The organism is Rhizobium sp. EC-SD404 (assembly GCF_902498825.1).
Taxonomy (GTDB): Bacteria; Pseudomonadota; Alphaproteobacteria; order Rhizobiales; family Rhizobiaceae; genus Georhizobium.
Map to the genome: position 1 here is coordinate 2,771,577 of NZ_LR701459.1, position 18,160 is coordinate 2,789,736.

Genomic DNA, 18,160 nt, shown 5'->3' on the forward strand with positions numbered 1-18,160 from the left:
CCCGTCGCGGAGAAGTCCGATGACCAAGTCACAAAAGATCACCCTCAGCGCCTCGCGCGACATCCCCTTCAACAAGCTGGTGCTCAGCCAATCGAACGTCCGGCAGATCAAGGCTGGCGTCTCGATCGAGGAGCTGGCCGAGGACATCGCCCGACGCACACTGTTGGCGAGCCTCACCGTTCGGCCCGTGCTCGACGAGAACGGCGTGGAGACCGGCATGTTCGAGATCCCGGCCGGCGGCCGCCGCTACCGCGCCCTCGAACTCCTCGTGAAGCAGCGCCGGCTCAACAAGACTGCACCGGTGCCCTGCATCGTGCGCACCGAGGGCCTTGCCGAGGAGGACAGCCTCGCCGAGAACGTCCAGCGCGCGCCGCTGCATCCGCTCGACCAGTTCCGCGCCTTCCAGGCGATGCGCGAGAAGGGCAAGTCGGAGGAGGAGATCGCCGCAGCGTTCTTCGTCTCCGCCAGCGTCGTCAAGCAGCGCCTGAAGCTCGCCGCCGTCGCGCCTTCGCTGCTCGACGCCTATGCCGAGGAGGAGATGACGCTCGACCAGCTCATGGCCTTCACCGTCAATCCCGACCACGAGCGCCAGGAACAGGTCTGGGAGGCGCTGAAGCGCCACTACTCGAAGCAGCCTTACGAAATCCGCCGCATGCTGACCGAGGGCGCGGTTCGCGCCTCTGACCGGCGGGCGCAGTTCGTCGGACTCGACAACTATGTCGAGGCGGGCGGCGAGGTGCTGCGTGATCTCTTCCAGACCGACGATGGCGGCTGGCTGCAGGACGCGGCGCTCTTGGAGACCATGGTCGCCGAGAAGCTGAACGAGGAGGCCGAAGCCATCCGCGCCGAGGGTTGGAAGTGGATCGAGGTCGGCACCGACTTCCCCTACGGCCACACCTACGGGATGCGGCGCATCCGCGGCGAGGCCGAACCGATGAGCGACGAGGAGGACGCATCCTATTCCGCGCTCAAAGTCGAGTACAAGAAGCTCGAGGAGGACTTTGCCGAGGCGGACGAGCTCCCCGAGGAGGTCGATGCGCGGCTTGGCGAGATCGAGACGGCGATGGAGGCGCTGCAGGACCGGCCCATCCAGTTCGATGCGGAGGAACTCGCCATCTCGGGCGCCTTCGTCAGCGTCGACGGGTCCGGGCGGCTTCGGGTCGAGCGCGGCTATGTCAGGCCCGAGGATGAACCGGTCGAGGAAACCGCAGACATTCCGGAAGGCGATTTCGTCGATCCGGTCACGGACAATACCGACGGCGACATTGGCAAAGTCGCCGACGAACCGGAGGAAGACGAGGACGACGGGACGAAGCCGCTCTCCGACCGGCTCGTCTGCGAACTGACCGCCCACCGGACGATTGCTTTGCGCGACGCGCTGGCGAACGATCCGCAGACCGCCTACCTCGCCGCGCTCCACGCAATGGCTATGCGACTATTCTACCACTACGGCCAGGAGAGCTGCGTCGAGATCGAGCCGCGTTCCACCAGCTTCGGCGCGCAGGCGCCGGGCCTTGGCGACACGGCCTACGCGCAGTCGATCGATGCCCGCATCGAGAGCTGGACCAAGGCGCTCCCCAAGCGCGCCGAGGATCTGTGGGACGCGCTCACGGAGTTCGACTGCGACAGCCGCGACGCGCTGTTCGCCCACTGCGTCGCAATGACTGTCAACGCCGTCCAGGAGCCGCACTACCGCAAGCCCCGGGCGCTTGCGCATGCCGGCGTGCTCGCGGCGACGCTCGGGCTGGACATGGCGAAGGTTGGATGGGCGCCCAGCGCTGACAACTATCTCGGCCGGGTCACCAAAGCGCAGATTCTCAAGGCGGTGCGCGAGGCGAAGGGCGACAAGCAGGCCGACCGGATCGCGGGCCTCAAGAAGCCCGACATGGTCGCGGCCGCCGAGGAACTGCTCGCGAGCACCAGCTGGTTGCCCCAACCTCTGCGCACGCCCGCGCTCGTCGAGAAGCCCGACGAGCCGGAATTCGAGATCGTCGAGGTGGTCGAGGACGGCGAAGGGGAGTCGGCCGCGAACGGCGGCGAATCGGCCATGGGCGATTCCGAGCCGATTGACGAAGATGAAGACGTCGCCGCCTTCGCCTGAGGCGACAACCAAACGAGGGTCGATCCCCCTGAGGCCCTCGCCCCTAGGGCCCGCCGGACGCGGCGGGCCCTTTTTCGTGCGCAGCAAATGGGAGTCTTCAATGGAGAGCATGGCATCCGAAATCGCACAGCGTCTCTCGCGGGACGCGGAGGCGGTTTGTCGCCACTACCTTTCGAGCGGCCGCCGACAGGGCCGCTACTGGATTGTCGGCGACGCCGAGAACACGCCCGGGCGCAGCCTCTATGTGCGCCTGACTGGCCCCACTTCTGGCAAGGGCGCGGCCGGGAAATGGACCGACGCGGCGACGGGCGAGCACGGCGATCTGCTCGATCTCATCTCGGCCAATCTGCGGCTCTCGTCACTCGGCGAAGCGCTGGACGAGGCCCGGCGCTTTCTCAGTCTGCCGCGACCTAACCCACAGCCACGCACTCCGCAAACGAGGGCGCAGACCGGATCGCCCGAAGCCGCGCGCAGGCTCTGGGCGATGGGTTCGCCCGTGGCTGGGACGCTAGCCGAACGGTATCTCACCGGGCGCGGGATCGTCGGCAAGCGGACTATCAGTGCGCTGCGTTTCCACCCGTCCTGCTATTACTGGCGCGAGGACGAGGCTGACGCCGCCGAACCGGAAACCTGGCCGGCGCTGCTCGCGAAGGTCACCGACATCGGCGGGTCGCTGACCGGGCTGCACCGGACCTGGCTCGATCCCGAGACAGCGGACAAGGCGCCGCTCGACCCGAACCGGAAGGCGATGGGCGCCCTCCTCGGTCATGGCGTGCGGATCGGGCGGACCACCGACATTCTCGGAGTCGGCGAAGGCCTTGAAACCATGCTCTCGTTGCGGATGGCGCTGCCCGACCTGCCCGTCATCGCGGCGCTCTCCGCCAGTCACCTCGCCGCACTTGATCTGCCGGACTGCCTCGGACGCCTCTACATCGCGGTGGATTCGGACGACGCGGGCCGAAACGCGGCAGAAGCGTTGGGCGAGCGCGCGCGGATCGCCGGAATCGAGACCTTGCCCCTCACGTGTCGGCGTGAGGACGCCAACGAGGATCTTCGTGCTTTCGGTCTCGACGATCTCCGAGCGTATCTGAGGCCCCAGCTCGCCCCGCAGGACGTCGAACGCCTGCTGCCATCCTCCGCCGCCTGATCGAACACACTTGCGGTGCCGGCGGATCCGTCACGGGCACATCTCCAGACATCGGAGCCGCGCCTCAGGGCCTTCCGAGAGGGGCGAAACGGAGCGGAGCCCGCCCGGTCCGGCAACGGCTGCGGCGTCACCGTTTTCCGCCGCCGCGCCACCCGCGCGTTCCGCGCGGGAGCACAAATCATGAATGCGCCCGGCTTTGCATCGCGAAGCAAAACGGCGCCGCCTCCGCCGTCCTCCGCTGCGCTGCGGTTCCACCCCATCGCGCGAGCGCGATGGGGACCCCTGAGAATGCAGGACCGTACGGCCTCCGCTTTCCCGTCGCCCGGGAAGGCCCGCGAGAGGCGCGGGTCCCGACAACCGGAGACGACCCGCCATGACCGAACACGCCGACACCACGCACCGCTCCGCGACCGCCATCGTCCTCGACGAGCTGCAACTCTACGGCTACCGCCCCTTCGCGGGCGAACCCGACCCGCGCCCGCTGCCCGAGGCCGACGCCCTGCAGGGCGCGCTCGCCGACATTTTCGACGCGCTGATCGCGACGCTTGGCGACACGCGGCTCGAACCCGATCTTGAAGACCTGCTCTGGTCGACCACCAACGTCTTCCACCGCATGGCGGCGCGGGTTGACCGCGAGCTCGACACCAACGAACAGGCGCAGAAGCGCTGGCAGCGCGAGCAGGACGGCTCCGAGGTCCGCTCGGTCGAACTCGAGGAGCTGACCGCGCAGGGCATCACGCTGATCGAACGGCGCAACGCCTACGAGGGCATGCGCGATCTTGCCGCCGACCTCTTCGAGGCGCATCTCGGCACGGCTTGGCATCCGCATTCCGGCTCGCACACGAACCGGCGCAACCTGACCGCATCGCTGATCGACAGCCGCGACTTCCTCGCCGCCAAGCGGAAGACCGAACTCGAACCGCTGCTGCCGACGGGCACCAAGATCGCGCTTGCCGGCGGCGCCGACTTCGGCGACCACAACGCCGTCTGGACCGCGCTCGACCGGGTGCACGCCAAGCACGCCGACATGGTGCTCCTGCATGGTGGATCGCCGAAGGGCGCCGAGCGGATCGCCGCCTGCTGGGCCGACACCCGTAAATGCCCGCAGATCGTCTTCAAGCCCGACTGGACCCGCCACGGCAAGGCCGCGCCGTTCAAGCGCAACGACCAGCTCCTCGACACCCTGCCGATCGGACTGATCGTCTTCCCGGGTTCCGGCATCACCGACAACCTCGCCGACAAGGCGAAGCGGATGGGTGTGCCGCTCTACGACTTCCGCCCCAAGAATGCGGGTGAACCATGACCCGTGATGCGCCGGGCGCATCGCCGATGCGCGCGCCGGAGCATTCCGGCGCGCGATCATTTGCGCTATACTTCACCCGCGCCGTGGCGGTGGTGGAGGCGCACCTCTCTGAAGGAGACCGCCCATGTTCGTATCCGCCATACTAAGCGTCCTCGGCCTCGGCTTCATGGTTTATGTTCTGTTCGCGCTCGCCATCTACGCGCTCCCGTTCTTCGTCGCCGTTTCGGTCGGGATGCATGTCTACGACAGCGAAGCGGGGCTGATTGCCGCATTCGTCTCCGCCTTCCTCGCGGGCGGCGCGACCCTCGTCGCGGGCCAAATCGCGTTCGCAACGATCGAGTCCGTTCCCGCCAGGCTCGCCATCGGCGCGCTCTTCGCCGCTCCCGCGGGCATCGCGGGCTACCACGCCATCAAGGGCCTTTCCGAGATCGGCGGCGCGGGGGAGACCTGGACGCCCGTTTTCGCCTGGATCGGCGCCATCGTCGTCGGCGCGACGGCCTGGGCGCGCATCGCGTCCCTCGCCGGGCCGGACGAGGACGCAACGGCGATATCACAGGCGTTCAGCGGCGGGCGTGCAGCCAACGACGGCTGAGAGCATCTCGAACCCTCTCATAATATCCAGATCGTGATCCACATTGATCCGGACCCGGAGGAAGGGCCGGAACGGCGCCTGTGGCTAAGCCGCGTACACCCGTTCGAGGAAAGACGCTCAAAAGCCGACTCCGTTAAAGCGGCACGAAGTACCACCGGTCGGGGCAGCCATTTCTGTATGACGCCCTCCTGACGCGCCGATACGTTTCCGTCCGTCTGCACGCCGGGGCCTGTCTTCGTGCGACGCGCGCTACCGGGATCTTGCCGGTATCCATCGGTGGGTCTCAGGACTTCTCCCATGTGCCCGTCCCCCGCATCCCACACCGCCTCTCAATGGGCTGATCTGGCCGGGGCCGGCTACGCCTCGACCGCCTTGGCCGCAACGGCGGAGCCGGACTTTCTTCCCCTGGCCGAAGGCCATTCCTCGCGAGCGACCCTTGCGGGTCCAAGAAAGACCGTTCCCGCCGTCCTCCGCTGCGCTGCGGGCCATGAATGGCTGCGTCGGCGGATCGCCCCGGCCTCTGCGATCGCCATCGAGGCCGCGATGGGCGCGGGCTCGAGAACCCAAAGGAGAACTGACATGGCCACCATCGGAACCTTCAAGAAGACCGGCAACGAATACGTCGGCGAGATCGTCACCCTGAGCGTACAGGCGAAGAACGTCCGCATCGTCCCGGAAGAGACCGGCGCCAACGGTAACGCTCCGAGCCACCGCGTCTTCGTGGGCCGCGCCGAGATCGGCGCCGCCTGGTCCAAGACCTCGAACGAGGGCCGCGACTATCTGAGCCTCAAGCTCGACGACCCGAGCTTCACCCAGCCGATCTACGCCAACCTCTTCGACGACACCGTCGTCGAGGGCGAGGAGAGCTTCAGCCTCATCTGGTCGCGGGCCCGCCGCCAGAACGGCGACTGAGGTCGCCGGCGAACCGCCTCGTCCGGTCACCCGGGCGGGGCGCCTTCGCGTGTATCAGGCCTCGTCCTCATCATTGAGCAGCGCGGCTGGCTTGACGCCAAGCTCGCGCGCGAGACGCTCGATCACGTCGATGCTTGCCGCATACTGGCAGCGCTCGATCGAGCTGATATAGGTCCGGTCGATCTCCGCGCGGTGCGCCAGTTCCTCCTGAGACAGGCCCACAGCCTGCCGATATTTCCTGAGATTTCTGGCCAGTATGTCGCGGATCGTCATCCGCGCGAGAAACGGCCATTGTAGAGTATTTAACCACGGAGTATTCTCTACAAACTGTGTAGGCTGATCGCTCGGACCGGATATGACCCGCATTCGCCGACCCCAGAGTCACTGGCAGCCGACAGAACTCCCCTGTGCAAAGATTCCCTGCCGAACCGTGGATCATGGTTACCGATCCGCTTATGACTCGGCGCAAAGACGGGGGACGCCGAAATGACTGATTTGCCGCAAGCGCCGCTCGCCAACGCGCCGCCCGCAGAGGATCGCGTCACGGTCTACGACCGCGATCACCTCAAACTCTATATGCGCCTGCTCGACGCCAACGCGGAAGGCGCCTCCCTCCCCGAGATCGCGCGCATCCTGTTCGGCATCGACGCCGAGGCTGAGCCGGAGCGCGCCCGCCGCGTCCATGACAGCCATCTGGGGCGCGCCCGCTGGATGACCGAGCACGGCTATCGCGACCTGCTCCGCCACGAACTGCCCTGATTTACTTCAGTGGTGATGCGCTCCGCGCATCGCCCGATGCCGCGCCGGGGTCTAGGCAGGCGCAACCTGAGGCCGAAAATTCCTTTCGTCCGGCGCGCGCGAGCCGCGCCCTCGTCGGGGAGATCGGCCATGCCGCGCGACTGGCGTGAGGATCAGCACTACGACCATTTCGACACGCTCGGCCTGTCGGGCCTCGCCTGGGAGTGCTTGCGGCGGAACGAGGACTATCGCGCCGCCTGGCGGCGGGCGGATGGCGACACCCGCGTCGCAGACTGGGGGTTGCGATTTCCCGGTCGATCCGGAGCTCGACGCCCCCGACGCGCCGGTGTTCTGGAACCCGGAGGAAGCACCGGCCGTCGCCCAATACATCGCGCCGCTTCCAACCGACCTGCAGAGCTCTTCGTTGGCTCGGCTCGTGCAGCCGCCGCAGACGCGCAGCGAAGCTGGCCTCACATGGGCCCGGCTCGATGATGGGACGGTACTCGTCGGCGAAGTCGATGATCTCGACCTGAGGCCGCTGGGCATCCTCCTCCCGCTCGACGAGAGCTGGCCGATACGGCTCGCTGCGGCCAACGGGATCTACTGCGCGCTGATCGAGCGGACGGCCGACCCGCCGCTGTCCCGCCAGCGCCGTGACCGACTCAAGCGCGCCTTGAGGTGCGTGGACGCCATCGCCAGCGGAGCAAGCTACCGTGACGTCGCGACTGCCTTTTTCGGCACGCGTCGACTGCAAGCGGAACCTTGGAAAACCAGCTCGATCAAGGCTCAGGTCGTGCGTCTTACCGCGTATGGAAGGAAAATGGTCGGCGGTGGCTACCGGGAACTTCTGCGAGGTCGCAGCCGCTAAGACGGAAGATAGGATCGTATGAGGCCGTCTCATACGATTTTTCTTGTGCGGTCTGACAGCTCGGTGCATGATCCGTCGCATGACACGCTTGGGCGACATCGCGAACATTCTGAGTGGCTTGCTTCCGCCGAAGGGCCGCGAGCAGAATGCGGCTTTCGTACAGATCAAGGATCTTCGCGAACCGGAAGGCGCCCTCCCTCGCGGCCCTGCTCCAGGTGCACGGCGCGCGACGACCATTCAGCCGACAGACCTCCTCGTGCCGACCCGCGGTGAGGATCTCGCCGCCTTCAGGCCCTGGCCACACATGGTCGGCGCATACATCGGCCTCGACGTTTATCTCGTCCGACCCAACCCCTCTCGCATCGACCCGGATTTTCTCTTTGTCGCGCTCAATGACATTGAAGCCGTCCGGCAACTGAAGGCATCGGCGACGGCGGGCGCATTGCCGCGCATCCCAAAGCAAGCGTTAGAGGATGTTGTTCTGCCCCTCCCTCGATTGGACCAGCAACGCAAGATCGGACGCATCGCCAGTCTCGCCGCCGAGTGCGAGCGCCTCAGCCGCGCGCGCACCGCCGCCGAAAGCAGGCTGCATGCCGCGATCATTTCACAAATGCTTAAAACCGCCGCGTAAGGACGACCCATGGCAAGGACAGAAGACATCAACAATGCGGTATGGGCGGCGTGCGACACGTTCCGTGGCGTGATCGATGCCGAGCAATACAAGAACTATATCCTCGCGCTGCTATTCCTGGCATACATCAGCGACGTCTGGAACAAGCACTACGAAGAGATGCTGGAGGAGTTTTGCGACCATCCCCAGCGCGATCTCCGCATCCGTCGGCGTCTCGAGCGCGAGCGGTTCAAGCTCAAGGAAATCGAGTACCGCAACGAGAAGGGCGAAGTCGTCGAGACCTTCCTCTCGAGCTTCGACAGTCTATACGAGCGCCGCAACCGGGACAATGTCGGCGAATTGATCAACATGGTGCTCGACGCCATCGAACAGGCGAACGAGCCGAAGCTGAACGGCGTCTTCCGCAACATCGATTTCAACTCGGAGATCAGTCTCGGTCAGACAAAGGACCGCAACCGTCGCCTGAAGAATGTGCTGGAAGACTTCGCCAAACCTAGCCTCAATCTCAGCGCCGTCAGCGAGGACGTGATCGGCGAAGCCTACATCTACCTCATCGAGCAGTTCGCCGCCGACGCCGGGAAGAAGGCCGGGGAGTTCTTCACCCCGCGCAAGGTCTCGGAAGTCGTGGCCAAACTGGCCGCGCCGAAGGACGGCGCGCTGATCTGCGACCCTGCCTGCGGCTCGGGCTCGCTTCTCCTCCGCGCCGGCGAGGAAGTCGGCACCAACAACTTCCGCCTCTATGGTCAGGATGCGAACGGCCAGACCGTCGCGCTCGCGCGCATGAACATGTTCCTGCACGGACGGGACGCGGCCGACATCCGCTGGTGCGACACGATCAACGGGCCGACCCTGCTCGAAGGCGATCATCTGATGCGCTTCGACACCGTCGTCGCCAATCCGCCATTCAGCCTCGACAAATGGGGGGCGGAGAACGCCGAGAACGATCCTTTCCGCCGCTTTGCACGCGGGGTCCCACCGAAGTCGAAGGGCGACTATGCCTTCATCCTCCACATGCTGGCGATCGCCCGCCCCGGGGAGGGGCGCGTGGCCGTCGTCGCGCCGCACGGCGTTCTCTTTCGAGGCGGCGCCGAAGGACGCATCCGTGAAAGCATCGTGCACGACAACCTTCTCGACGTGGTCGTCGGTCTGCCCGCGCAGCTCTTCCCGACGACGGGCATTCCGGTCTGCATCATGGTGTTCGACCGCGCCCGCGAGTCGGGCGGCGCGCGTGAAGGCGAGCGCGACGTGCTCTTCATCGATGCGAGCCGCGAATACGGCTCTGGCAAGCGCCAGAACCAGCTCCGCGACGAGGATGTGGCCAAGATCGTCTCGACGGCGCGCGAGCGCCGGGAGATCGAGCGCTATTCACACCGCGCCGCGTTCGAGGAGATCGAACGCAACAAGTTCAATCTTAATATCCCGCGCTACGTCGATACCTTCGAGCCCGAGCCAGAAATCGACATCCAGGCGGTGCAGGACGAGATCCGCGAGCTCGACCGGCAATTGGCCGAAACGCGCGCCGAGATGAACCGCTATCTGAAGGAGCTCGGCATTGAAGTCTGACGTCGAACAAGACATCGACGCCGACCTCGATGCGGCGGACGACCAACCTTCCGAAGTGTCTGGTAGCGCTAGCGCCTATCCGCCCAGCGTCCAGCCGGGAATCCCCAAGCTCGGGCGCAAACCGAAGGGTTGGACCCGGGCGCCCATTGGGGATTTCCTTGAGCCCGTCGTTCGTCCTGCGAAGCTGGTCGACGATAAGCGATATCAACTCGTCACCGCGAAGCGAAGCCGGGGGGGCATCGTTCCACGCGAGGTCTTGTTCGGCCGTGACATCCGCACCAAGACACAGTTCTTCGTCGAGGCGAATGATTTCCTTATCTCTCGCCGCCAAATCTCGCATGGTGCGTGCGGTTTGGTTCCGGCGAACCTCGATGGGGCAGTGGTGTCGAACGAGTACGTGGCGCTCAAGCCCAAGAGCGGACTCGACCTCCGCTTTCTGCAACACTTGTCACACTCCGTCTATTTTCAGCAGACATGCTTTCATTCGAGCATTGGCGTCCATGTCGAAAAGCTAGTTTTCAAGATCGAGGATTGGCTCGAATGGGAGATCGACGTACCGCCCAAGGCCGAACAACGGCGGATTGCAGACATTCTCGACGCTTGGGACCGAGCATTTGGTCTCATCGAAATGCGCTTCAAAGCTGCAACCAAGCTGAAGCAAGGCATGCTTCGCCGTGTCTTCTTAAGCAACACAACGGAACAGCAGAGAGCCGATCTAGAACGCCTCAAAATCGGGGAAATCGGAGATTTAATTCGAGGGGTTTCTTACGATCCAGCGACCGATTTGGTCCAAAACCTTGCTCCAGATTCTGTCCGCATTTTGACTGCTGCAAACCTCAGCGATTTTAGGCTACGCCTCACTGGCCAAGAGAAACACGTTAGGCCGAACTGCGCCAAAGCCCGCCAATTTGTCCATCCGGGTGACTTCGTCATTTGCATGTCAAATGGAAGTTCAGACCTCGTCGGCAAAGCAGGGCTGGCGAATTTAGATTTTCCGAACTGTGCGCCAGGCGCCTTCAACGCCATATTTCGACCGCATAACGAAGAATACCGACAAATAGCTATCAACTATTTCGAGTCTGAGCCCTATCGACGGCAGCTGTATGTCGAACTTGCCGGGTCCAGCATCAACAATCTATCGAACTCGGCCCTGTCTGAATTCGAGATTGTTTATTCATCCCTAGATATGAGCGTGTTCCATTCCATAGACTCCGAAGTCGATGCGGTTAAGGCGCAGTATCGCCTACTCGAAGAACAAAAACGCGGGCTCATGCAAAAGCTGCTCAGCGGCGACATGCGCCTCACGTCGATGGAGGCCGCTGAATGAGCAACACCCAAAAGCTCTCCATCCGACTGTTGCGCCATGGCCTGACGCCCGCCGACGCCGTGCGCGAGGGCGTCGACCTAACGGCGTGGCCTAAACTCGAAGGAGCCCTCATTTCCCTAGCTACGCTCGGTGGCGGCGTGCCGAAATGGGCGCATTTCCTCGAGTTGTCCGAAGATGAGAAGAAGCGAATCTTCAACCACACGGCGTCTGGCCTAGTTTTCGTTCAGGCGGCCAGCCGTTGGTTTGCCATCTCGTTCGGGATGGGTCATGTCAAACTCGACCCTGCCGCGTTCGAGCAGGATTTCGGGCTGCGCGTGGTTCTCAACGCGGTAGACCCCAAACAGCTCAAAAGCGCCGATGTTCGCACGCCTGACGAGAACACGCTGTCCCGCCGGACGCAAACGAGCCGGGGTTCGGATCAGACTGCCTTCGCCATCGACATCGAACGGGACCTGGTCCGCGGCTTGGCTGGAACTCCGAAGGACGCCGCCTTCGGCTCCTACGTTGCAGGAACGGACGGTCTGACCCTTAACCGAAAACTTGAGGTGGGCGGCCTCGCGCAGGCCTGCGCCGACGCCTACGCAATCTATCAGAAGACGGACTACAAGGCCGATTTCACCTGGATCGATCAGATCCGGCACATCCGCGATCAAGCCTTGATTGAAAAACTCGACGCCAAACTCATCGAAGCGATGGCGAAGGCAGTCGACAATGGAGAGGCTGAGGGCATCCATCTGGCCTTCCCGGTGATCTACGATCCCGAAAAGTCCAGCCTCATCCGATATAAGGGCTTTAACAGCTGGCAACTCTACGCGGACCTCGATCTGCCCGGATATCTCGACGCGCTCAAGGAGCGTAAGAGGACCGCGTACACAGACGAAAACTTGCGTAACCATACGGTTCATGAGGTCGACGACGACGGCCATGACTGCGGCGGCAAATGGAAACTCCGCGAGTGCGTGATCTTCGAGACCGATCTCGATGGATCGACCTACGTGCTGTCCGGTGGCCGCTGGTATCAGATTGACCAAGATTTGGCGAAGGAGGTGCGGGAGTTCTTCGACAAGACGCCGAAGATCAAGCTGCCCGAGGCCGAAGCCGACGAAACCGAGGAAATCTACAATAAGCGTATCGCCGGTCTCGACGCGGACATGATCTGCCTCGATCGCCGCCTCATTAAACCGACAGGCTGGTCGACAACGATGGAGGCCTGCGACTTCCTCAGCCGCGACCGGCAACTCATTCACATCAAAGATAAGACGTCATCGTCGCGCCTCAGCCATCTCTTCAGTCAAGGAACGGTGTCCGCTCGTGTTCTTGCCATTGATCCACCCTCACGTGACAGCGTGCGCGCCAAAGTGATCACCGTCCAAGGCGAAACCGGACAAGCGGGCTATGAGGACATTCTTCCGAAATCCGACGAGCACTTCACCCGGTCCGATTTTACCGTCGTGTACGGCGTGATCGTTGCTTCCGAGCAACCAAAGCTGCCGTTCTTCAGCCTTGTATCGTTCCGGCAGGCCGCGCGCGAGCTCGATGCGCTTGGCTACAGATACGCTTTCGCCTGGATCGAAAAGCCGAAGACGGCTTCTAAGGGCAAGGCGAAACGCGGCGCCAAAGGCGAAGTCGCCGAGCCGGAGGTCGTTGAATGACCGAAAGCCCGCAATTCTCGCTGTCCGAAGCCGGGCGCGAGCAGCTTCAGGCGCTCATGACCCTTTCGGCGCTAGGCTGGCGCTATGTCACGCGCGCGGAGATCGACCGGCAGCGGCGGCACCGTCGCACCGGCGTCCTACTTGAAGACAAGCTGCGCGCTCAACTGGCCTCCCTCAATCGCATCCGCGCTGGCGGGCGCACGCACGCCTTCTCGGAAGGCAACATCGAAACCGCCGTCGAGCGCCTCAAGGACGTGCGTTTCGACGGCCTGATGCGCACGAACGAGCGCCAGACCGATCTGATCCAGCTCGGCGTCGCGCTGCCGCAGACCGTGGACGGACAATCCCGCGAATGGCCCTTCCGCTACATCAACTGGGGGCTCGACGCCGATAGCACGCGAGCGAACGCCTTCCACATGACGAGCGAGTTTCCGGTCGACTGGCCGGAAGGAGCGAGCATCCGTCCCGACATCGTCCTGTTCGTCAACGGCATCCCCTTCGCCGTCGTCGAGGTGAAGCGCAGCCAGGAGAAGGTTGCGCAAGGGATCAGCCAGCACCTGCGCAACCAAAAGCCGGATCTCGGCGCGACAAATCTGTTCTTCACGGCGCAGTTGCTCATTGCCGCCAACTCGCACGAGCCGCGCTACGCGACGGTCGGCACGCCGGCGAAGTTCTGGTCGGCCTGGCGCGAACGCGAGGATGTGCCTGACTACGTTTCTGAGGTCGTCAACCGAGCGATCGACACGACGGATCACGACGCGATCTTCCAGGACTTCGGGCTCCACCGCCGCAAGCATGACGGTCTGCGTGAAGCCGGGGAGCGCTTCGTTACACCGCTCGACGAGATGCTGGTGAGCCTTTGCCGGCCCGAGCGCATTCTCGACCTCGCACGCCGTTTCACGCTGTTCGATGGTGGTGTGAAAAAGGTCGCGCGCCATCAGCAGTATTTCGCGGTGAAGGACCTGCTCAAGCGTGTCGCGGCGCGCGACAACGCCGGACGGCGCGCAGGCGGCGTGGTCTGGCATACGCAAGGGTCGGGCAAGTCGCTGACCATGGTGATGCTCGCCAAGGCGCTCGCCATGAGCGTCCCGACGGCGCGTGTCGTGCTGGTGACCGACCGCACCGATCTCGATGACCAGATCGACAAGACGTTCAAGGCGACGGGCCTGTCGCCGGAGCGCGCGAAGACGGGCGAGCATCTGGTCGAACTCATCGAAGCGAAGACGCCGGTCGTCACGACCCTCGTTCACAAGTTCAAAGCCGGTCTCAACAAGCGCCGCGTCGTCGATGCGAGCACGGACATCTTCCTGCTGGTCGATGAGAGTCATCGCAGCCAGTACGGCGACATGGAGAGCCTGCACCAAAAGATGCGCGACGTGTTGCCGGGCGCTTGCTTGATTGGCTTCACCGGCACGCCGATCGCCAAGAAGGAGCGAAACACTTTCACCAAGTTCGGACCGCTCGTGCAGCCGGTCTACTCGATGAAGGATGCCGTAGCGGACGGCGCCGTCGTGCCGCTGCTCTATGAGGGTCGTCATGTCGAGGAGGATATCGACGAAGACGCGGTCGACGCCTGGTTTGACCGCGTGACCGTCGGCCTTACCGACACGCAGAAAGCCGACCTCAAACGCAAGATGAGCCGACCGCGGACGCTCATGGGCGTGTCAGCACGGCTGCGCTGTATCGCGTTCGACGTCAGTCGGCACTTTGCGGACAATTTCCAGCCCGACAGGTTGAAAGGGCAGCTCGTCGCGCCGTCCAAGCGGGACGCCATCACACTGAAAAAGCTGCTCGACGAGTTCGGTGAGGTGACCTCCGAGGTCATTATCTCCGGGCCCGATCAGCGCGAGGGCCAACACGCCATCGACGAGGAATCCGACGACGAGGTGGTGAAGTTCTGGCGCCGGATGATGGAGCGTCACGGCGGCGAGGAGAGCTACAACAAATCCATCATCTCGAAGTTCAAGGGGCCCGGCGAGCCGGACATCCTGATCGTTGTCGACAAGCTGCTCACCGGTTTCGATGCGCCGCGCAACACGGTGCTCTACATGGCCCGACCGCTCCGCGAGCACGGGCTTTTGCAGGCCATCGCGCGAGTCAACCGCGTTTTCGACGAGGACGGGGCGCCCGAGAAGCCGTTCGGCTTCATCATCGATTACTGCGGCGTGCTGCGTCACCTTGGCGAGGCGTTGACCGCAAATGAGGCGCTACGGGACTTCGACGAAGCCGACCTGCAGCAGTCGGTCAGCGCGATCGCCGATGAGGCGCGTAAGCTCCCCCAAAAGCACGCTGCACTCCTCGATCTCTTCGCTGGCGTCTCCAACGTGTACGACGAGGAGGCCTATGCGCGAGAGCTCGCCGACGACGCGCTGCGCGATGACTTCTACCGCCGCCTATCGGAATTCTCCCGCACCCTGACGGTCGCCGTCAGCTCGCGGACCTTCGTCGAGGAGACGCCGCCAGAGCGGCTCCTGCGCTGGCGAACAGACGAGAAGCGCTTTCTCGCGCTGCGCGCCCACGTGAAGGCTCGGTACGCAGACGCGGTGGATTGGAGCGAATATGAGCGGCGCGTCCGCAGTCTGCTCGATCAGCATGTGACCGCCCACGAAGTCACGACGATCGTGGAGCCGCTAGCGGTCTTCGACGATGGCGCCATCGAAGCGGCCCGCAACGAGAAGAAGCGTTCCGACGCCTCGATCGCTGACGAAATCGCACACCGGACGCTGCGAACCATCGAGGAAAAATGGGACGAAGACCCCACCTTCTTTGAGAAGTTCTCGAAGCTCATTCGGCAAACGATCGACGACTTTCGTCGCGGCCGCCTTGAAGAGAAAGCATACCTCGAACGTATCCGCTCACAGCGCGACAAGCTCGACGCCCGCGACGATGAGGATGACCCGACACCGCACGAACTGCGCGGCAAGGGCAATGAGACTGCCTTCTGGGGCATCGCCCGAAAGGAACTCCGGCGCGCCGCGGTCGACGATCCTGACCTTCCGGTCACGATCTCGATGTCACTCGTTGACATAATCGAAAGCCACCGCCGCGTCGGGTGGCAGCATGACCGCGACATCCAGAACGATATGCGAAACGCAATGGATGACTTCTTCTTCGACGTGGTCATGGGTTCAGGTGGGCCCGAGATCGAACCGGCCGTAATGGACAGCATCATCAACGAGGTGCTGTCGGCCGCCCGGGTGCGCATGCAGGATGACGGCCGTGTCCGCTGACGCCTGGTTCCAGTGGGGCCGCAGACGGATCGCCTATAGCGTCGCGCGCGATGAGCGCCGGCGGCTGAAAATCGTCGTCTCGCCATCAGGTTCGGTGCAGGTCATCGCTCCGCACGACGCGGCCGATGACGAAGTCCAAGAACGCGTTCGCCGCAAGGGCGGGTGGATCGCAGCGCAAATCGATGATTTCGAGCAGTACCGCCCCAGAACGCCCCCGCGCCAGTACATCAGCGGCGAGACGCACCTCCTTCGGGGCATCCAGTATCGCCTAAAAGTTCACCAGAATGATGCGTCTCGCATTTTTCTGAGCGGAGACCGCATCGTCCTGGAGACGCCGCACGTCGAAAGCAATGTGCACAAAGTGGCTCTGCTCGATCATTTCTACAAGCTCGAAGCTCACGCCGAATTTCCGCGGCGACTTCGCGACGTGGCGCCGCTATTCGCTTCCGAAGGCACCGCACCACCCAAGCTGATGATCCGCCCCATGACAAAAAGATGGGGCAGCTATACGCCGAAAGGCAATCTCGTCCTCAACCAGGACCTGATCCGCGCTCCGGTCCAATGCATTGATTATGTGATCGTCCACGAACTCGCGCACGTATTCGAGCCTCACCACGGTTCACGCTGGCGGCAGCTGATGGACAAGGCCATGCCGGACTGGCGTGACCGCAAGAAGAAGCTCGAAACAAGTCTCGTCTAGAGATTCTCCGTTGAGCTCTCAGGGGTGACGATTTCGCGGCGCGTAAATCGTCATCCCTCCAGGCCCCCCTCATCCGCTTCTCTGGCCTCCGACAGCCGGCCGCCTTCCGCGGCGCGGCGCAAGCACCGGAGGCGCTACCCATGCCCGATCCCACTGCCGGCCTGCCGCCGCGCTATCTGAGAACCCCCGAAGCCGCCCGATTCCTCGGCCTGTCTGGCCGGACGCTGGAGAAACACCGCACCTACGGCACAGGTCCCCGCTATTCCAAGATCGGCGGACGCGTCGTCTACGCGATTGACGATCTGCAGGCCTGGGTCGGCCGGGGCGAGAAGACCTCGACTTCTGACGACACCGGCGACACCGTGCTGCCCGCCAAGCGCCACGCGGCGATCTCTCCGGCCTATGCCGATAAGAGCCGCCCATGAGTGCGCGCACGACTGTCGATCTCCTGTGGCTCGAAGGACGGGTAGAGCGCTGGATCCGCTTCGGCCGGATCGTCCAGGAGACCATTCTGAGCCGCTCCGAAAGCACCGTCGGCTTCGATCCAGGCAGCGTCTTCGCCTTCGTTCGCTGGTCATCGAATGACTACGGCACCGTCGAAAGCCGGATCGACATCCTGCGCGCCGTCCAATCCGGCGAGCGCTGCTCGACCGTGCCGCATGTGACCCCCGGCGGCGAGATGCTGCTGCGCTTGTCCGGCTGGCCGAAGGTCGAGGCCGCCCTCCTCGCCATCGATCAGGTCGAGGCGCTCGAGCTCGCGCCGGAGGATGTCTGTCCCGACCATTGGCGGCACGTCCACAACCGGCTGACGACCGGTCTCGACCCCCGCGCCTATACCGAGCTGCGGCACGCAGCCTGGCTCAAGCGCCGCGCGGTGACGGCATGATCCGCGCGCGCAAGACCCTCGTCGCGATGGGCGCGGCGCTCGCGCTTATCGGCGCGTCGGCCGTCGTGACGAGTGATCCGCTCCTTGTCTGGAACGCGTCCGCCAGCGTGCCGATCGGCATCTACGCGATCACCCCGATCGCGCGTCCGGAGGTCGGCGATCTCGTCGCCGTGCGCACGCCCGAGCCGCTTGGCCGCTGGCTGGTCGAGAACGGCTATCTCGGCCCCGACACGCCGCTCCTGAAGCGCGTCGCCGCGCTGCCGGGAAGCGAGGTCTGCCGCCAGGGCACGACGATCACTGTCGATAGCACCGCCGTCGCCGAGGCGCGTGAACGCGACCGGCTTGGCCGCCCGCTGCCGGTCTGGCGGGGCTGCCGGACGCTCCGCAACGGCGAGGTCTTCCTGCTCAACGCCGACCATCCGGCGAGCCTTGACGGGCGGTATTTCGGGCCGCTCGGCGCAGACACGGTCATCGGCCGGGCGACGCCGATCTGGACGCGGGAGGGCTGAG

17 protein-coding genes and 1 pseudogene are annotated in these 18,160 nt (G+C 64.1%); 17 read left to right on the forward strand and 1 reads right to left on the reverse strand.

The window, feature by feature from the left end; genetic code table 11:
- Positions 1–19 precede the first annotated feature (19 nt).
- The 5 genes from GC125_RS14170 to GC125_RS14190 all read left to right on the forward strand — a co-directional run bounded on the left by GC125_RS14170 (position 20) and on the right by GC125_RS14190 (position 6,055).
- A complete protein-coding gene (locus GC125_RS14170; RefSeq protein WP_151986236.1) occupies positions 20–2,101 on the forward strand; it encodes a ParB/RepB/Spo0J family partition protein in 2,082 nt (693 codons plus the stop codon).
- 100 nt (positions 2,102–2,201) lie between these two features.
- Positions 2,202–3,248, forward strand: coding sequence for a DUF7146 domain-containing protein (locus tag GC125_RS14175; RefSeq protein WP_151986237.1), 1,047 nt, complete (start codon positions 2,202–2,204; stop codon positions 3,246–3,248).
- Between the two features lie 373 nt (positions 3,249–3,621).
- Positions 3,622–4,551, forward strand: a complete 930-nt coding sequence (locus GC125_RS14180; protein WP_151986238.1) for a DUF2493 domain-containing protein — start codon at positions 3,622–3,624, stop codon at positions 4,549–4,551.
- 124 nt (positions 4,552–4,675) lie between these two features.
- Positions 4,676–5,143: a hypothetical protein gene (locus GC125_RS14185; protein WP_151986239.1), complete on the forward strand. Its 468-nt coding sequence runs from the start codon at positions 4,676–4,678 to the stop codon at positions 5,141–5,143.
- Positions 5,144–5,722: 579 nt separating this feature from the next.
- Positions 5,723–6,055: a DUF736 domain-containing protein gene (locus GC125_RS14190; RefSeq protein WP_199864578.1), complete on the forward strand. Its 333-nt coding sequence runs from the start codon at positions 5,723–5,725 to the stop codon at positions 6,053–6,055.
- Positions 6,056–6,109: 54 nt separating this feature from the next.
- Here the strand turns inward: GC125_RS14190 and GC125_RS14195 are convergent, their stop codons facing one another.
- Complete coding sequence (locus GC125_RS14195) at positions 6,110–6,328, reverse strand: helix-turn-helix domain-containing protein (protein WP_151986240.1); 219 nt, start codon at positions 6,326–6,328, stop codon at positions 6,110–6,112.
- 213 nt (positions 6,329–6,541) lie between these two features.
- On the opposite strand from GC125_RS14195, the gene GC125_RS14200 reads away from it, so the two are divergent.
- The 12 genes and pseudogenes from GC125_RS14200 to GC125_RS14250 all read left to right on the forward strand — a co-directional run bounded on the left by GC125_RS14200 (position 6,542) and on the right by GC125_RS14250 (position 18,159).
- A complete protein-coding gene (locus GC125_RS14200) occupies positions 6,542–6,814 on the forward strand; it encodes a DNA -binding domain-containing protein (protein ID WP_151986241.1) in 273 nt (90 codons plus the stop codon).
- Positions 6,815–6,943: 129 nt separating this feature from the next.
- A pseudogene (locus tag GC125_RS20390) lies at positions 6,944–7,045 on the forward strand (transcriptional regulator domain-containing protein); the annotation flags it as partial.
- A gap of 19 nt (positions 7,046–7,064) precedes the next feature.
- On the forward strand, positions 7,065–7,661 hold the full coding sequence (locus GC125_RS14205; RefSeq protein ID WP_151986242.1) for a DUF2285 domain-containing protein: 597 nt from the start codon (positions 7,065–7,067) through the stop codon (positions 7,659–7,661).
- Between the two features lie 67 nt (positions 7,662–7,728).
- A complete protein-coding gene (locus GC125_RS14210) occupies positions 7,729–8,292 on the forward strand; it encodes a restriction endonuclease subunit S (protein WP_151986243.1) in 564 nt (187 codons plus the stop codon).
- A 9-nt stretch (positions 8,293–8,301) separates the two neighbouring features.
- A complete protein-coding gene (locus GC125_RS14215; protein ID WP_151986244.1) occupies positions 8,302–9,855 on the forward strand; it encodes a type I restriction-modification system subunit M in 1,554 nt (517 codons plus the stop codon).
- Positions 9,845–11,182 carry a restriction endonuclease subunit S gene (locus tag GC125_RS14220; RefSeq protein WP_151986245.1) on the forward strand — a complete coding sequence of 446 codons (1,338 nt, stop codon included), beginning with the start codon at positions 9,845–9,847 and terminating at the stop codon, positions 11,180–11,182. Before GC125_RS14215 ends, GC125_RS14220 begins: the two co-directional genes overlap by 11 nt.
- A complete protein-coding gene (locus tag GC125_RS14225; protein ID WP_151986246.1) occupies positions 11,179–12,834 on the forward strand; it encodes a DUF6119 family protein in 1,656 nt (551 codons plus the stop codon). The genes GC125_RS14220 and GC125_RS14225 overlap by 4 nt, the downstream gene beginning before the upstream one ends.
- On the forward strand, positions 12,831–16,064 hold the full coding sequence (locus GC125_RS14230) for a type I restriction endonuclease subunit R (RefSeq protein ID WP_151986247.1): 3,234 nt from the start codon (positions 12,831–12,833) through the stop codon (positions 16,062–16,064). Before GC125_RS14225 ends, GC125_RS14230 begins: the two co-directional genes overlap by 4 nt.
- A complete protein-coding gene (locus tag GC125_RS14235; RefSeq protein ID WP_199864579.1) occupies positions 16,054–16,764 on the forward strand; it encodes a M48 family metallopeptidase in 711 nt (236 codons plus the stop codon). Before GC125_RS14230 ends, GC125_RS14235 begins: the two co-directional genes overlap by 11 nt.
- Positions 16,765–16,904: 140 nt before the next feature.
- Positions 16,905–17,189 carry a helix-turn-helix transcriptional regulator gene (locus tag GC125_RS14240; RefSeq protein ID WP_151986249.1) on the forward strand — a complete coding sequence of 95 codons (285 nt, stop codon included), beginning with the start codon at positions 16,905–16,907 and terminating at the stop codon, positions 17,187–17,189.
- Complete coding sequence (locus GC125_RS14245) at positions 17,186–17,650, forward strand: DUF2840 domain-containing protein (RefSeq protein WP_151986250.1); 465 nt, start codon at positions 17,186–17,188, stop codon at positions 17,648–17,650. Before GC125_RS14240 ends, GC125_RS14245 begins: the two co-directional genes overlap by 4 nt.
- Positions 17,647–18,159: a S26 family signal peptidase gene (locus GC125_RS14250; RefSeq protein ID WP_151986251.1), complete on the forward strand. Its 513-nt coding sequence runs from the start codon at positions 17,647–17,649 to the stop codon at positions 18,157–18,159. The genes GC125_RS14245 and GC125_RS14250 overlap by 4 nt, the downstream gene beginning before the upstream one ends.
- The last annotated feature ends 1 nt before the right edge of the window (position 18,160 follow it).

Bases quoted from the DNA above. Each gene is read 5' to 3' on its own strand.
- GC125_RS14170 (WP_151986236.1), top strand. From the start codon at position 20: ATGACCAAGTCACAAAAGATCACCCTCAGCGCCTCGCGCGACATCCCC.
- GC125_RS14175 (WP_151986237.1), top strand. From the start codon at position 2,202: ATGGAGAGCATGGCATCCGAAATCGCACAGCGTCTCTCGCGGGACGCG.
- GC125_RS14180 (WP_151986238.1), top strand. From the start codon at position 3,622: ATGACCGAACACGCCGACACCACGCACCGCTCCGCGACCGCCATCGTC.
- GC125_RS14185 (WP_151986239.1), top strand. From the start codon at position 4,676: ATGTTCGTATCCGCCATACTAAGCGTCCTCGGCCTCGGCTTCATGGTT.
- GC125_RS14190 (WP_199864578.1), top strand. From the start codon at position 5,723: ATGGCCACCATCGGAACCTTCAAGAAGACCGGCAACGAATACGTCGGC.
- GC125_RS14195 (WP_151986240.1), bottom strand. From the start codon at position 6,328: ATGACGATCCGCGACATACTGGCCAGAAATCTCAGGAAATATCGGCAG.
- GC125_RS14200 (WP_151986241.1), top strand. From the start codon at position 6,542: ATGACTGATTTGCCGCAAGCGCCGCTCGCCAACGCGCCGCCCGCAGAG.
- GC125_RS14205 (WP_151986242.1), top strand. From the start codon at position 7,065: ATGGCGACACCCGCGTCGCAGACTGGGGGTTGCGATTTCCCGGTCGAT.
- GC125_RS14210 (WP_151986243.1), top strand. From the start codon at position 7,729: ATGATCCGTCGCATGACACGCTTGGGCGACATCGCGAACATTCTGAGT.
- GC125_RS14215 (WP_151986244.1), top strand. From the start codon at position 8,302: ATGGCAAGGACAGAAGACATCAACAATGCGGTATGGGCGGCGTGCGAC.
- GC125_RS14225 (WP_151986246.1), top strand. From the start codon at position 11,179: ATGAGCAACACCCAAAAGCTCTCCATCCGACTGTTGCGCCATGGCCTG.
- GC125_RS14230 (WP_151986247.1), top strand. From the start codon at position 12,831: ATGACCGAAAGCCCGCAATTCTCGCTGTCCGAAGCCGGGCGCGAGCAG.
- GC125_RS14240 (WP_151986249.1), top strand. From the start codon at position 16,905: ATGCCCGATCCCACTGCCGGCCTGCCGCCGCGCTATCTGAGAACCCCC.
- GC125_RS14245 (WP_151986250.1), top strand. From the start codon at position 17,186: ATGAGTGCGCGCACGACTGTCGATCTCCTGTGGCTCGAAGGACGGGTA.
- GC125_RS14250 (WP_151986251.1), top strand. From the start codon at position 17,647: ATGATCCGCGCGCGCAAGACCCTCGTCGCGATGGGCGCGGCGCTCGCG.